Consider the following 13,717-nt stretch of genomic DNA (forward strand, 5'->3'; position numbering starts at 1 on the left):
CTTTTTAGGGACCGTTCGATTAAAAGGGACCAGATTTTCTGCAAGCACTTCAACGATCGGCTACGCGTGGCCGGTCGCGGCAAAGCAGTAAGCGCCGCCTGGCCAACGGCTGCGAGCGTAGAATGCCGCTTCGACGCAAAAGTATTGCCCCTCGCGTCCCGTGTGTCCACCGACTCTCTTTTCAGCCGCCGATGAACAACCCGTCGTCCACTGTCACGCATCTCTCTAACCCGGCGCCGCATGGTCGTTTCCGATCGAAAACGCTGACGGCCGCGCTTGCCTTTTTTCTCGGCAGCATTGGGGCACATCGCTTTTATCTGTATGGTTTGCGCGACAAATTCGGTTGGACGCACATTGCGGGCATCCTGCTCGGTCTCACGGGCTACATGCTGCTCGCCGCGAGCGAACGCGCATCGATATTGGGCTGGGTGCTCGTCGTGCCCGGCGCCGCTTCGCTGCTGGCGGCATTCTTGTCGGCGATCGTCTACGGATTGCGGCCCGACGAAAAATGGGATGCCCAGTTCAATTCGCAAACGGGACAGCACAGCGATTCCGGTTGGACTGTGATCTTCATAGTGATCTTCTCACTGTTGTTCGGGGCGTTCATGCTGATGGCAGGTCTTGCGCTCACCTTCCAGACTTACTTCGAAGGGCAGGTTCAGGCCGCCAAGGAGCTATCTCAGTAATCTTGTTCGGGTGTGAGAGACCTTGCTTCCCCAACGTCAAAACAAGGTCATCTGCGGACTGTCCACGACTGGCCGCTTCGGCATGCGCTTTCCTGGCCGAAATTCCGACATATCCAGAATGCCGCGTTGCCGCTGGTTCAGTCCAAGCCGGCGGGCGGCATGATGAAAGCGTTGCTTGAGCATGTCCGCCCAAATGCCCTCGCCTTTCATGCGCTTCGAAAAATCCGAATCGTAGTCCTTGCCGCCGCGCATGTCGCGTACTCGCCCCATCACGCGTTCCGCCCGGTCGGGGAAATGGGCCGCGAGCCAATCCTTGAATAGCGGCGCGACTTCCCACGGCAGCCTCAGCACAATATAGCTCGCGCTGGTCGCGCCTGCTTCGGCGCAGGCCTCCAGCACCCGTTCCATGTCGGGTTCCGTAACGAACGGGATCATGGGTGCGACGCTCACGCCGACCGGAATGCCGGCGTCGGCCAGTGTACGGATTGTGCGCAGCCGCCTTGCCGGCGTAGCGGCGCGCGGTTCGAGCGTGCGTGCGATGTCGGCGTCGAGCGTGGTGATGGTTACGGCGACGATCACCTGTCCCTTTTGGGCCATTGGCGCCAGCAAGTCGATGTCGCGCTCGATCAGCGACGATTTCGTGATGGCCGCAAATGGATGTCCACGCTCGCTCAAAATCTCGATTACGCGCCTTGTGATACCCAAGTTACGTTCGACAGGCTGATATGCATCCGTGTTGACGCCGAGCGCGATGGGTTCTGGCTGATACGACCGCTTGTCCAGTTCGCGCTGGAGCAATTCTCCGGCGTTGACCTTCGCGTATATACGGCTTTCGAAATCCAATCCCGGCGACAACCCCAGATAACTATGCGTCGGCCGCGCAAAACAGTAGATGCAGCCATGCTCGCACCCGCGGTACGGGTTCAAGGACACGCTGAATGGAATATCGGGCGATGAGTTGCGCGTAAGGATGCTCTTCGCACGTTCCTCGAACACTTGAGTACGCAGCGCCGGCGCACCTTCCGTCTCGCTGTTTTGATCCGTATGCGTCCAGCCGTCGTCTATGCGCTCCCGCGCGTCCTTTTCGTAGCGCCCCTGAATATTCGTGACCGCGCCACGGCCTTTAAAAGCGGCAGGCGGAGCAACGGGATATTCCGAATCGAGTGAATCCATGATCGAGGTGTACGTTCAGAGAGACAAAAAATACTGTATAAATATACAGTAAATCTACTCGCTCGCAAGCCCCGTTGACGAATTCCCCAATGCTCCGATCTACCCCTCTACAGCAATGGCAAGACTCTCCTTGATTTCCTCCATGACCACGTAGCTTTTTGACTGCACCGCGCCTGGAAGCTGCAACAGGATGTCGCCGAGAAGCTTCCGGTAATCCGCCATCTCGCCAATCCGCGCCTTGATTAGATAGTCGAAATCGCCGGAAACGAGATGACATTCCAGAACTTCCGGAATCCGCTGCACCTCCCTCCGAAACTGTTCAAACATGTTGCCGCTCTTGTGATCCAGCGTGATCTCCACGAATACCAGCAGCGACGCCCCTAGCTGATGCGGATTCACGCGCGCGTAATAGCCCGAAATCACGTCGTCGCGCTCCATGCGTTTCACGCGTTCAATGCACGGCGTCACGGAAAGCCCGACCTGCTCGGCGAGTTCCTTCATGGCGATACGGCCATCCTGCTGAAGGATCCGCAGAATCCGCCGATCGATCTTATCCAGCTCGCGTACCGAATTCCGTTGAGTTCTCATTGGGTTCTACTGAAAAGTAAGAAAATACAATAACAAAAACTACTGAACTCTCAATACTATAGTCGATACCACTATGTAACCCGCTACTCACCCGGCTTCATGCAAACGAAGCGATGACCGGCGGAATGTCACTTTGCACGGAGCAAGACATGCAAGTCGTAATTCTGGGAAGCGGGGTTGTTGGCGTGACGAGCGCTTATTATCTGGCCCGGGCGGGACACGAAGTCACGGTCATCGACCGGGAGGCAGGACCCGCGCTTGAAACGAGTTTCGCTAACGCGGGACAGATTTCGCCCGGCTATGCATCGCCGTGGGCGGCGCCCGGTGTGCCGCTCAAGGCCGTGAAATGGATGTTTGAAAAACACGCGCCGCTTGCCATTCGTCTGGACGGAACATCGTTTCAGTTGAAGTGGATGTGGCAGATGCTGCAAAACTGCACGCAAGAACGTTATTCGGTGAACAAAGGCCGAATGGTCCGTTTGGCCGAATACAGCCGCGACTGCCTGCAGGCGCTGCGCGCGGACACGGGCATCGAATACGAAGGACGTACCGGCGGCACGCTGCAATTGTTCCGGACGCAACAGCAACTGGACGGTGCGGCAAAGGACATCGCTGTATTGCGCGACGCGAATGTGCCGTTCGAATTGCTCATGCCGGCCGATCTGCACAAGGCGGAACCTGCGCTCGCGGCGGTATCGCACAAGCTGACGGGCGGCCTGCGCCTGCCGAACGACGAGACCGGCGATTGCCAGAAATTCACCACGCGCCTGGCCGCAATGGCCGAGCAACTCGGCGTGAAATTCCGCTACAACACGCCTATTGACGCCCTCGCGATCAGCGGCGGCCGGATCGCGGGCGTCCAATGCGGCGGCGAGCTTGTTCGCGGCGACTCCTACGTGGTCGCGCTCGGCTCATACTCCACAAAACTGCTTGGCGACCTCGTCAAGATTCCTGTTTATCCGCTGAAGGGCTATTCGCTCACCGCGCCCGTTGTAAGCGAGCATGCCGCGCCGGTCTCCACCGTGCTTGATGAAACCTACAAGATCGCAATCACGCGTTTCGACGACCGCATTCGCGTTGGCGGAATGGCGGAGATTGTCGGCTTCGATTCTTCCTTGCGCCAGGCACGCCGTGAAACGTTGGAAATGTGCGTGAACGACCTGTTCCCGGGCGGCGGGGACACGGCAAAGGCATCGTTCTGGACCGGACTGCGTCCCATGACGCCGGACGGCACGCCGATAGTTGGCCGCACGCCGCTGCCGAACCTTTACCTGAACACGGGACACGGCACGCTCGGCTGGACAATGTCATGTGGTTCCGGCCAACTCCTGGCCGACCTCATGTCCGGCAAGCAGCCGGCAATCCAGTCCGACGATTTGTCGGTGCATCGCTATTTGGGCGAGGTGCGTGCGAGCGGCAGACCCGCGTACGCACGCGCGTGATTTGACCACGCGGCGTTAGGCGAAAGAGAAAGGCCGTCCTGCAAGGAGACGGCCTTTTTCAACGCTTCAACACTCAATGCATTTAGAACTGCGCTTCGTTCAACGCAAGATACCCTTCCTGCCCGTTGCCGCTGACAATCGACGCCTCGATACCCGGTGCCTGCGACAAGACATGCTCGGCAAAGAACTGCGCCGTTGCAATCTTCGCGTCGTAAAACGCCTGATCTTCGGCGCGTTTATCCGATGCCACCAGCAGCGCCCGCGCCATTTGCCATCCGCCGAGCACAATACCTGCGAGCTTCAGATAAGGCACGCTGCCGGCAAACGCCGCGTTCGGGTCGCTCTTCACCTTCGCGACCATGAACTCGACCACACGCGCCAACGCTAGACTGCCCGCGCTCAGGTGCCGGTGCATGGACTTGAACGCCTGCCCTTCCCGATCGGTCAGAAGCGCGATGGTCTGATCCATCTGCGCAAGCATCGCCAACGCGGTCGCGCCGCCGTCGCGCACGGTCTTGCGGCCAATCAGGTCATTCGCCTGGATCGCGGTCGTGCCTTCGTAGATGGAAAGAATCCGGGCATCACGATAATGCTGGGCCGCGCCCGTTTCCTCGATAAAACCCATGCCGCCATGAACCTGCACGCCAAGGCTCGTGACATCGATGGAAAGCTCCGTGCTCCAGCCTTTCACAATAGGCACGAGGAATTCGTAGATGGCCTGATGATTCGCGCGGGTGGCTTCATCGGGATGATGGTGCGCGAAGTCGCAATGCGCCGCCGCCACGTAAGCGAGCGAGCGCGACGCCTCGGTCAGCGAGCGCATGGTCAGCAGCATACGGCGCACGTCGGGATGATGAATGATCGATACCGGTTGTTTCGCCGAGCCATCGACCGGCCGGCTCTGCACGCGCTCCTTCGCAAACGCAACGGCCTTCTGGTAAGCCCGCTCGGAAACGGCCACGCCCTGCAATCCGACCGCGAAGCGCGCGGCGTTCATCATGATGAACATGTATTCGAGCCCGCGATTTTCCTCGCCGATCAACTCGCCGACCGCGCCGCCGTGGTCGCCGAATTGCAGCACGGCGGTCGGGCTCGCCTTGATCCCGAGCTTGTGTTCAATCGATACGCAATGCACGTCGTTACGCTCGCCGGGCGCGCCGGTTTTATCGGTGAGGAACTTGGGAACGATGAACAGCGATATGCCCTTCACCCCATCGGGCGCGCCCGGCGTGCGCGCCAGCACGAGATGAGCGATGTTCTTCGCCATGTCGTGTTCGCCGTAGGTGATGAATATTTTTGTGCCGAATACCTTGTACGTGCCGTCGCCTTGCGGCTCGGCGCGCGTGCGCACGAGCGCCAGATCGGAGCCCGCTTGCGGCTCGGTCAGGTTCATCGTGCCGGTCCACTCGCCCGAAATCAGCTTTGGCACATAGCGCTGCTTTTGTTCGTCGGTGCCGGCGGTGAGCAGCGCTTCGATAGCGCCATCGGTGAGCAGCGGGCACAAAGCGAACGACAGGTTCGCCGCATTCAACATTTCTATACACGGCGTCGCGATGAGCTTCGGCAGGCCTTGTCCATCGTATTCGACCGGATGCAGCACGCCTTGCCAGCCGCCTTCGCCGAACTGGCGAAACGCGTCCTTGAATCCCGGCGTGGTGATCACTTCGCCGTTTTTCCACGCGCTCGGATTCCTGTCGCCTTCAACGTTCAGCGGCGCGACCACTTCCCCGTTGAAACGCGCGGCTTCTTCGAGCACGGCGCGAGCGGTTTCGAGGCTGGCATCCTCGAAACCCGGCAGCGCCGCGATGCTTTCAATGTCCGCGAGTTCCTTCATCACGAACAACATGTCCTTGACGGGCGCGTTATAGCTCATGTCTTGTCTCCCCACTAGATGTAAAAAGGGGCGCACATGCGTCGCCCCTTTTTTGTCGTCCGGCTTTCTTCAACCAGTCAGCCCAGCTCTTTCACCAGCTCCGGCACCACGGTGAACAAATCGCCCACGAGTCCGTAGTCGGCGACGCCGAAGATAGGCGCTTCGGCGTCCTTGTTGATCGCGACGATGACCTTCGAATCCTTCATCCCGGCCAAATGCTGGATCGCGCCCGAAATGCCCACCGCAACGTACAAGTTCGGCGCCACGATCTTGCCCGTTTGCCCGACCTGATAATCGTTCGGGACGAACCCTGCGTCGACTGCAGCACGCGATGCACCCAGCGCCGCGCCCAGCTTGTCCGCCAAAGGCTCAAGCACAGCCGTGTAGTTCTCGCCGTTGCCAAGACCTCGGCCGCCCGACACGATGATCTGCGCCGATGTCAGTTCCGGCCGGTCCAGCTTGGTCACTTCGCGGCTCACGAACTTCGAGATGCCCGAGTCCGCAGCAGCTTCGATTTTCTCGACCGGCGCACTGCCGCCTTCCGCCGAGACTGGATCGAAGCCCGTAGAGCGCACGGTGATGACCTTGATGGCGTCGCTTGATTGAACGGTCGCGATTGCGTTGCCCGCGTAGATTGGCCGCTCGAACGTGTCGGCGCTGTCCACCGCGGTGATGTCGCTGATCTGCGCCACGTCCAGATGCGCTGCAATGCGCGGCGCGATGTTCTTGCCGTACGCGGTTGCCGGCGCGAGGATATGCGAATAGTTCTTCGCAATCTGCAACACGGTGCCCTCGATGTTCTCCGCGAGTCCTTCGGCGAGTTGCGGCGCATCGGCCAGAAGCACCTTCGAAACACCTGCGATTTTTGCGGCGGCATCGGCTGCGCCTTGTGCGTTCGCGCCAGCCACGAGCAGGTGCACGTCGCCCCCAATCTTCGATGCAGCCGCGATGGTGTTCAGCGTCGCTGCCTTGATGGATGCGTTGTCGTGTTCTGCAATTACAAGAATGGTCACTTTCTCAACTCCCTCACAGAACCTTGGCTTCGGTCTTCAGCTTCTCGACCAGCGTCTTCACGTCCGGCACCTTCACGCCAGCGGAGCGCTGCGGCGGTTCGGCGACTTTCAGCGTCTTGAGACGCGGTGTGACATCCACGCCGAGATCGGCAGGCTTGATGGTTTCCATCGGCTTTTTCTTGGCCTTCATGATGTTCGGCAGCGTGACGTAGCGCGGCTCGTTCAGGCGCAAATCCGTGGTGATGACGGCGGGAAGCGTCAGCGACAAGGTTTCGGAACCGCCATCGATTTCACGCGCAACGGAAACGCGGCCGTCGGCCACTGTCACCTTCGATGCAAACGTCGCCTGCGGCAAACCAGCCAACGCGGCAAGCATCTGGCCCGTCTGGTTCGAATCGTCGTCAATGGCCTGCTTGCCAAGGATGATCAGTTGCGGCTGTTCTTTATCGACCAGCGCCTTGAGGATCTTCGCGACCGCGAGCGGCTGCAATTCCTCAGTCGATTCAACTAGGATTGCCCGATCCGCGCCAATCGCCATGGCCGTGCGCAGCGTCTCCTGGCATTGCGTCACGCCGCACGACACTGCGATCACCTCGGTCGCCACGCCCGCTTCACGCAGGCGCACGGCTTCTTCGACGGCGATTTCATCGAACGGATTCATTGACATCTTCACGTTCGCGATATCGACTGCACTGCCATCCGGCTTTACCCGGACTTTCACGTTGTAGTCGACCACGCGTTTGACTGGTACCAAGATTTTCATGCACACGCTCCTGAGTTACGAATACGTCACCAGTCCCATTATAACGAGTGACTCCCGTCGTCGAACGCCAAGGACGCAACGGTGACAACCCGCCGCGAAAGGACTCGTCAAGTTTTTGAATTCAGTAAGATTCTTATTCTTTACAGAACGACCGTGCTATTTACGCACGATCTGTCTTCCGAGACAATCGGGGATTTGCTCTAAAACCCTGTTCGGCGACGCAGACGCTATCATCAGCGCCATCCTGACACAGCCGATCTGCCATGCCGAAAGTCGAGCGCAGCACGTATTCCACCAGCAGCGTTGCCACGCGCGATGGCATCGACCTTTTTCTGCACCGATGGGAAGCCGCCCCGTCGTTCCCCAAGCCGCTGGCGAGAATCGCACTGGTGCACGGGCTGGCCGAACATGCGCGGCGTTACGAGGCGCTGGCGCTGCGGCTGAATGCGGCGGGCATCGAACTGATTGCAATGGATCTGCGCGGTCACGGCAGGTCGCCGGGCGAGCGCGTGTGGATCGATTCCATCAATGACTATCTGCTCGATACCGACGCCCTGCTGAGCGCAGCGCAATCGACCACGCCTTCCGGCGTGCCGCTGCTGCTGATGGGTCATAGCATGGGCGGCGCGATTGCCGCGCTGTACGCAGCCGAGCGCTTGCCGGAAAGTGGCCGCACGCTCGCGGGTCTGATTCTGTCGAGCGCGGCGTTGAAAATGCCGGCCAGCGCGCCGCGCTGGAAACTGGCGATGGGCGGCGTCGTCAGCCGCTTCATGCCGCGCTTTCCGGCGATGGCCATCGACCCCGCAACGTTGTCGCGCGCCCACGGCGTAGTCGAGGCGAACCGGCGTGATCCGCTTGTTCATCATCAGGCGATTCCCGCGCGCACGGTCGCGGAGATTGGCTCGGCCATGGCGCGCATTGAAGCCCGGAGGCAATCGATCACGTTGCCGCTGTTCGTTTTTCACGGCACCCACGATGCGCTGACGAATCCGGACGGCAGCCGCGAATTCGAAGCCCATGCAGGTTCGACCGACAAAACGCTATTGATGCTGGAAGGTAGCTACCACGAGACGCTCAACGATCTTGACCGCGATCGTGTGATCAAGGCGTTGATTGACTGGACGCTCGTGCGCGCGGACCTGCATCTAAACAGGAATTGACGCGTGGCCGTTGCGGCATCAAATTTCGGCCAGCGCACGCACATGCGCGACCACGCTGCGCCCGAGCGCCGAAAGGTTGTAGCCGCCTTCGAGCGAACTGACTATGCGCCCTTTGGCATGCCGCCGCGCCACCGTGCAAATCTGCTCGGTCAGCCACGTATAGTCGTCCTCGACCAGGCCCATGTTGCCAAGATCGTCCTCGCGATGCGCGTCGAAACCTGCCGAGACGAAGATCATCTCCGGCTTGAATTCGTTGAGCCTCGGCAACCACATCATGTCGACGGCTTCACGCACCGCCATGCCTTTCGTACGCGCCGGCATGGGCAGGTTGACCATGTTCGGGGCGTGATTACCGGCGCCGCTGTAGGGGTAGAACGGGTGCTGGAAGAAGCTGCACATGAGCACGCGCGGATCGCCTGAAAAGGCGGCTTCGGTGCCGTTGCCGTGATGCACATCGAAGTCGATGATCGCCACGCGCTGCAGGCCATGCACCTCGAGCGCGTGACGCGCTGCAATGGCTATGTTGTTGAAGAAACAAAAGCCCATGGCGCGCGCCGGTTCCGCGTGATGTCCGGGCGGGCGCACGCTGCAAAATGCGTTGTCATAGGTGCCGGCGATCACGGCGTCGGTGGCCGCCACCGCCGCGCCCGCTGCGCGCAGAGCCGCGTGATATGAGCCGGGCGACATCAGCGTGTCGGGATCGATCTCCGCGTAGCCCGTCAATGGCGCCGTCTGCTTCACGAAGTCGATATGCGCCTGTGTGTGAACCCGCGCCAGATCCTCGACGCTTGCGAACGGCGCTTCTTCGCGCTCGATCAACGAATCGATACGGGCTGCAATCAACTGGTCCTCGATTGCCTGAAGACGGGCGGGACACTCGGGATGCCACGGCCCCATGTCGTGAAGAAGGCAATCTGGATGGGTATAGAAGCCGGTAGCCATGATGGTTTGCCGCGCCGGACGGCCGCGCGTGTCTCTCGAAACGTTCAGATGTTTTTGTCATACGCGATGCGGGACTTCGATTGCCTTTCGATCTGTCCTTCGACCTGCCCAAGCCATGGCAAGAAGCGATATCGCGCGGTTTCCCGTTAAGTTACCACACTGAAACCAATACGCATGTTGGATACGGGTTTGCGGACTCCCGCGCGTGAGCCGGCTTTCGGGATAGCCTTGAAAACACGTCGGTTATACTGACCCGAATCTTGTATGCACTGTGCGCATTTCCCGCGCGCCTCGCGTTATTCCGCCATAACTTCGCTCACTATGACCTTCAAGTTTGCTTCGATCAGCTTGCCTCTTTCGGCGCGAACCACGCGCCGTGCGACCGCGCGCTTCATCTCAATCGCCTGTCTTGCTGGTGCGCTCGGCGCGTTAAGTACTGGCCGGGCAGCGGCGCAAGGCTCGCCGCAACCCGCGGTGCCGCAAGGGCAAGACTTCGAAGAAGAAATTGTGCCGCAGCGCTACGCGAACAATCCGAATGTAGACGCGTTCATCAACGATCTCGTCGCGCGTTATGACTTCGATTCCGGCTCGCTGCACGCACTCTTTAACCGCGTGAGCTACTCCGCTACCGCCGTCAAGCTGGTCTTGCCCTCGCCCACGCCCGCCACCAAGAACTGGCGTGCCTATCAGGCGCGTTTCATCGAGCCGGTACGCATAGCCGCCGGCGTGAAGTTCTGGCGCGCGAACCAGGCCGCGCTGCAACGTGCGTCGGATCAATATGGCGTGCCGCCGGAGGCGATCGTCGGGATTATCGGCGTGGAGACCATCTATGGCCGTTACATGGGCAATTTCCGCGCGCTCGACGCATTGACCACGCTGACCTTCGATTACCCCAACACGCCGAATCGCGAAGAACGGCAGGCGACATTCCGCAAGAATCTGGAGGATCTGCTGGTCTGGACACACGATCAGCAAATCGATCCCACCACGGTGCTGGGCTCGTACACCGGCGCTATCGGCATTCCGCAATTCCTGCCTAGCAGCATCGTGAAATACGCCGTCGATTTCGATGGCAATGGCCATATCGATTTGCGAACGAGCAGCGCGGACGCCATTGGCAGCGTGGCGAATTACCTGAAACAGCATGGCTGGGAGTCCGGACGCCCGGTGGTCTGGAAGATCGCCGGCGATGTGGGCAGTCAGGGAATTGCGCAAGCCGCAGCCGACGGCCAGCCCGAGCCGCACTGGTCGCTCGCGCAGCTCACGAAAGCGGGCATGCTGATGGGTGAGCCAGGGCTCAATACTTCCGCAGAAGCGGGAACGCCCGTAACGGTCGTCGATTTGCCGACGCCGGGCCGCTTGACGGAATACACGCTTGGACTAAAGAACTTCTATGTGCTGACCCGGTATAACCGCAGTTTTTTCTACGCGCTCGCCGTGTATCAACTGGGCGAAGCGGTCAAGGCGCAAATGGCAGCGGGTGGAGGAGTATCTGCTTCGCAATGAACGACGCCTCATTCAGACGTTAAAAAGCCCGGACTTTTCCGGGCTTTTTAACGTCCTTTCTTCGGCTAATACCAGGCATCAGGCCGGAAACACGCCTGTCGACAAATAGCGGTCGCCACGATCGCAAACCACGAACACGATGGTCGCGTTCTCAACCTGACGCGCCACGCGCAGCGCTACTTCGCATGCGCCGGCGGCGGAGATTCCACAGAAGATGCCTTCCACCGATGCCAACCGCCGCGCCATGGCTTCGGATGCTGCCTGACTGACACTTTCCGTTCGATCCACGCGGCTACGATCGAAGATCTTCGGCAAATACGCTTCAGGCCATTTGCGAATGCCAGGAATACGCGAACCCTCTTCCGGCTGCGCGCCGACAATCTCGATCTTTTCGTTCTGCTCCTTTAAATACTGCGATACACCCATGATCGTGCCGGTCGTGCCCATTGCGGAAACGAAGTGGGTAATGCGCCCTTCCGTATCGCGCCACAATTCCGGACCCGTGGTCTCATAGTGAGCGACCGGATTATCAGGATTGGCAAACTGGTCAAGGATCGTGCCTTTGCCGTCGCGCTGCATTTGCTCGGCCAGATCGCGCGCGTATTCCATGCCGCCCGTCACCGGCGTGAGCACGATTTCCGCGCCGTATGCGGCCATGCTCTGGCGGCGTTCAATCGACAGATCCTCCGGCATCAGCAGCACCATCTTGTAGCCGCGAATAGCGGCCGCCATGGCAAGTGCAATGCCCGTGTTGCCGCTGGTCGATTCGATCAGCGTGTCGCCGGGCTTGATACGGCCACGCTCTTCCGCCTTCTTGATCATGGACAGCGCCGGGCGGTCCTTCACCGAGCCCGCCGGGTTGTTGCCCTCCAGCTTGCCGAGGATCACGTTGTTTCGCGCGCGGATTTCGTCGTCCGGAATCCGGACCAGTTGCACCAGCGGCGTATTGCCAATGGTGTCTTCAATAGTTTTGTAAGCCATAGCGGTCTTGTCTGCTGCGAAACGTAGAGCTTTTGATTGTAGCCCACGGGTTCTTTTGATGCCGCCGGCCCTATTGGGCTCAGGGGTGCACAGGCATTGAGAGCATGCGCTCAAAAGCTGCGCGAAAAACCGCATCGGCCGACCGGCGCGCCGGCCGATGCGTACGGCACTACTTCTTCACGACAACCGCGCCGGCAGCCGGCTTGGCTAAGGTTCCCCCAGCGGGTTTGCCAGCGGCTCCCGCCGCAGCTACCGCTGCCCCGCCCGAGCCGATGGTCAGCCCTTCGGCCTGCAGTCTCTCGACCGTCTTGCCGCCCATTCCCTTGACGCGCTTACTGAGCTCGGCCGCGTCCTTGAAAGGGCCGTGCGCCTCGCGTTCGTCGAGAATGGCTTTTGCCTTTGCCGGGCCGATGCCCTTGATACCGCGCAAGGCGTCGGAATTGGCCGCGTTGATATCGACGGCAGCGAACGCCGACGCCATTGATACAGCCAGCGCAAACGCGGCAACAAATTTCTTGATCATGTGAGTCTCCCTTGAAAACCGGTCCGCGCTGATCGCTGACCGGGAGACCCAGTGTAGAAAAACGGCAAGCGCTTTTATAGCTGACCGAATAGCCAACGCACGTAGCGATCGACGCCTTCCTGTACCGTCAGGAACGGTGCGTCGTAGCCTGCATTGCGCAGCTTCGACTGGTTCGCCTGCGTGAAGCATTGATACTTGCCGCGCAGTGCGTCGGGAAACGGAATGTATTCGATCAAGCCGCGCTGCACGAGCTCGGCGAGCGACAGCGGCGGCTCGCCGTTGATTGCGCGCAACGAGTTCACCACCGTCGACGCAATGTCGTTGAACGGCTGCGCGCGCCCAGTGCCGAGATTGAAGATTCCCGACTTCTCCGGATGATCGAAGAAGTGCAGGTTCACCTTGGTCACGTCTTCCACGGAAACGAAATCGCGCGTCTGCTCGCCCGCGCCATAACCGTTGTATTCGCCGAACAGCTTCACTTTGCCATCGGCACGAAACTGGTTGAAGTTGTGGAACGCTACCGAAGCCATGCGCCCTTTGTGGGTCTCGCGCTGACCATACACGTTGAAGTACCGGAAGCCCGCAATCTGGCTTTTTGCGGTCGGCAGGATCTGGCGAATGATTTGATCGAAGAGGAATTTCGAATAGCCGTATACATTCAGCGGCTTCTCCAGTTCGCGGTTTTCCACGAATTCGCTCGATCCGCCATAAACCGCCGCCGACGATGCATACAGAAACTGCACGCCATTTGCGAGGCAAGTATCCAGCACGTCTCGACTGTAGCGGAAGTTGTTTTCCATCATGTAGCGGCCGTCCGTCTCCATGGTGTCGGAGCACGCGCCTTCGTGGAAAACGGCTTTCACCTTGCCGAAATCGCCGCGTTTGAAGCGCGCGACGAACTCGGTTTTATCGAGATAATCGTCGATCTCGCAATCGACCAGGTTCTTGAATTTATCGGCGCGCGTCAGGTTGTCGACCGCGATCACCCGTTGTTCGCCACGCTCGTTGAGCGCCTTGACGATATTGCTGCCAATAAAACCGGCCGCGCCGGTAACGATGATTGTCAT

13 protein-coding genes are annotated in these 13,717 nt (G+C 59.8%); 4 read left to right on the top strand and 9 right to left on the bottom strand.

The window, feature by feature from the left end; genetic code table 11:
* Nucleotides 1–191: 191 nt before the first annotated feature.
* Nucleotides 192–686, top strand: a complete 495-nt coding sequence (locus tag ACRWA7_RS28545; protein ID WP_438393793.1) for an NINE protein — start codon at nucleotides 192–194, stop codon at nucleotides 684–686.
* A gap of 36 nt (nucleotides 687–722) precedes the next feature.
* Here ACRWA7_RS28545 and ACRWA7_RS28550 read toward each other — a convergent pair whose 3' ends face one another.
* Both ACRWA7_RS28550 and ACRWA7_RS28555 read right to left on the bottom strand, forming a co-directional pair.
* Complete coding sequence (locus ACRWA7_RS28550) at nucleotides 723–1,859, bottom strand: PA0069 family radical SAM protein (RefSeq protein WP_060856074.1); 1,137 nt, start codon at nucleotides 1,857–1,859, stop codon at nucleotides 723–725.
* Nucleotides 1,860–1,958: 99 nt separating this feature from the next.
* On the bottom strand, nucleotides 1,959–2,447 hold the full coding sequence (locus ACRWA7_RS28555; protein ID WP_060856075.1) for an Lrp/AsnC ligand binding domain-containing protein: 489 nt from the start codon (nucleotides 2,445–2,447) through the stop codon (nucleotides 1,959–1,961).
* 149 nt (nucleotides 2,448–2,596) lie between these two features.
* Between ACRWA7_RS28555 and ACRWA7_RS28560 the strand changes: the two genes are divergently transcribed.
* Complete coding sequence (locus tag ACRWA7_RS28560; protein WP_060856076.1) at nucleotides 2,597–3,889, top strand: D-amino acid dehydrogenase; 1,293 nt, start codon at nucleotides 2,597–2,599, stop codon at nucleotides 3,887–3,889.
* Nucleotides 3,890–3,971: 82 nt separating this feature from the next.
* On the opposite strand, the gene ACRWA7_RS28565 is transcribed toward ACRWA7_RS28560, so the two are convergent.
* From ACRWA7_RS28565 to ACRWA7_RS28575, 3 genes are all read right to left on the bottom strand, one after another.
* Nucleotides 3,972–5,762 (bottom strand): acyl-CoA dehydrogenase, encoded by a 1,791-nt coding sequence (locus tag ACRWA7_RS28565; RefSeq protein WP_438393796.1) that lies wholly within the window; start codon nucleotides 5,760–5,762, stop codon nucleotides 3,972–3,974.
* A 77-nt stretch (nucleotides 5,763–5,839) separates the two neighbouring features.
* Nucleotides 5,840–6,775, bottom strand: a complete 936-nt coding sequence (locus tag ACRWA7_RS28570) for an electron transfer flavoprotein subunit alpha/FixB family protein (protein ID WP_438393798.1) — start codon at nucleotides 6,773–6,775, stop codon at nucleotides 5,840–5,842.
* 13 nt (nucleotides 6,776–6,788) lie between these two features.
* On the bottom strand, nucleotides 6,789–7,538 hold the full coding sequence (locus ACRWA7_RS28575) for an electron transfer flavoprotein subunit beta/FixA family protein (protein WP_060856079.1): 750 nt from the start codon (nucleotides 7,536–7,538) through the stop codon (nucleotides 6,789–6,791).
* A gap of 263 nt (nucleotides 7,539–7,801) precedes the next feature.
* Between ACRWA7_RS28575 and ACRWA7_RS28580 the strand changes: the two genes are divergently transcribed.
* Nucleotides 7,802–8,698, top strand: a complete 897-nt coding sequence (locus ACRWA7_RS28580) for an alpha/beta hydrolase (protein ID WP_438393800.1) — start codon at nucleotides 7,802–7,804, stop codon at nucleotides 8,696–8,698.
* Between the two features lie 18 nt (nucleotides 8,699–8,716).
* On the opposite strand, the gene ACRWA7_RS28585 is transcribed toward ACRWA7_RS28580, so the two are convergent.
* On the bottom strand, nucleotides 8,717–9,640 hold the full coding sequence (locus tag ACRWA7_RS28585) for a histone deacetylase family protein (protein WP_060856081.1): 924 nt from the start codon (nucleotides 9,638–9,640) through the stop codon (nucleotides 8,717–8,719).
* A gap of 321 nt (nucleotides 9,641–9,961) precedes the next feature.
* Between ACRWA7_RS28585 and mltB the strand changes: the two genes are divergently transcribed.
* Complete coding sequence (gene mltB, locus ACRWA7_RS28590) at nucleotides 9,962–11,146, top strand: lytic murein transglycosylase B (RefSeq protein WP_060856160.1); 1,185 nt, start codon at nucleotides 9,962–9,964, stop codon at nucleotides 11,144–11,146.
* A 78-nt stretch (nucleotides 11,147–11,224) separates the two neighbouring features.
* Here the strand turns inward: mltB and cysM are convergent, their stop codons facing one another.
* From cysM to rfaD, 3 genes are all read right to left on the bottom strand, one after another.
* Nucleotides 11,225–12,127, bottom strand: coding sequence for a cysteine synthase CysM (cysM, locus tag ACRWA7_RS28595; RefSeq protein WP_060856082.1), 903 nt, complete (start codon nucleotides 12,125–12,127; stop codon nucleotides 11,225–11,227).
* A 169-nt stretch (nucleotides 12,128–12,296) separates the two neighbouring features.
* A complete protein-coding gene (locus ACRWA7_RS28600; RefSeq protein ID WP_060856083.1) occupies nucleotides 12,297–12,650 on the bottom strand; it encodes a ComEA family DNA-binding protein in 354 nt (117 codons plus the stop codon).
* A gap of 74 nt (nucleotides 12,651–12,724) precedes the next feature.
* The gene (gene rfaD, locus ACRWA7_RS28605; protein WP_438393805.1) at nucleotides 12,725–13,717 is read right to left on the bottom strand and encodes an ADP-glyceromanno-heptose 6-epimerase; all 993 of its coding nucleotides are present in this window, start codon (nucleotides 13,715–13,717) and stop codon (nucleotides 12,725–12,727) included.

Origin of the sequence: Caballeronia sp. DA-9, from assembly GCF_051615025.1 — a bacterium.
In the GTDB taxonomy this organism is placed as follows: domain Bacteria; phylum Pseudomonadota; class Gammaproteobacteria; order Burkholderiales; family Burkholderiaceae; genus Caballeronia; species Caballeronia sordidicola.

What these genes read in the sequence shown, in the direction of transcription:
- ACRWA7_RS28545 (WP_438393793.1), top strand. Translation starts at nt 192, where the DNA reads ATGAACAACCCGTCGTCCACTGTCACGCATCTCTCTAACCCGGCGCCG.
- ACRWA7_RS28550 (WP_060856074.1), bottom strand. Translation starts at nt 1,859, where the DNA reads ATGGATTCACTCGATTCGGAATATCCCGTTGCTCCGCCTGCCGCTTTT.
- ACRWA7_RS28555 (WP_060856075.1), bottom strand. Translation starts at nt 2,447, where the DNA reads ATGAGAACTCAACGGAATTCGGTACGCGAGCTGGATAAGATCGATCGG.
- ACRWA7_RS28560 (WP_060856076.1), top strand. Translation starts at nt 2,597, where the DNA reads ATGCAAGTCGTAATTCTGGGAAGCGGGGTTGTTGGCGTGACGAGCGCT.
- ACRWA7_RS28565 (WP_438393796.1), bottom strand. Translation starts at nt 5,762, where the DNA reads ATGAGCTATAACGCGCCCGTCAAGGACATGTTGTTCGTGATGAAGGAA.
- ACRWA7_RS28575 (WP_060856079.1), bottom strand. Translation starts at nt 7,538, where the DNA reads ATGAAAATCTTGGTACCAGTCAAACGCGTGGTCGACTACAACGTGAAA.
- ACRWA7_RS28580 (WP_438393800.1), top strand. Translation starts at nt 7,802, where the DNA reads ATGCCGAAAGTCGAGCGCAGCACGTATTCCACCAGCAGCGTTGCCACG.
- ACRWA7_RS28585 (WP_060856081.1), bottom strand. Translation starts at nt 9,640, where the DNA reads ATGGCTACCGGCTTCTATACCCATCCAGATTGCCTTCTTCACGACATG.
- mltB (WP_060856160.1), top strand. Translation starts at nt 9,962, where the DNA reads ATGACCTTCAAGTTTGCTTCGATCAGCTTGCCTCTTTCGGCGCGAACC.
- cysM (WP_060856082.1), bottom strand. Translation starts at nt 12,127, where the DNA reads ATGGCTTACAAAACTATTGAAGACACCATTGGCAATACGCCGCTGGTG.
- ACRWA7_RS28600 (WP_060856083.1), bottom strand. Translation starts at nt 12,650, where the DNA reads ATGATCAAGAAATTTGTTGCCGCGTTTGCGCTGGCTGTATCAATGGCG.
- rfaD (WP_438393805.1), bottom strand. Translation starts at nt 13,717, where the DNA reads ATGACAATCATCGTTACCGGCGCGGCCGGTTTTATTGGCAGCAATATC.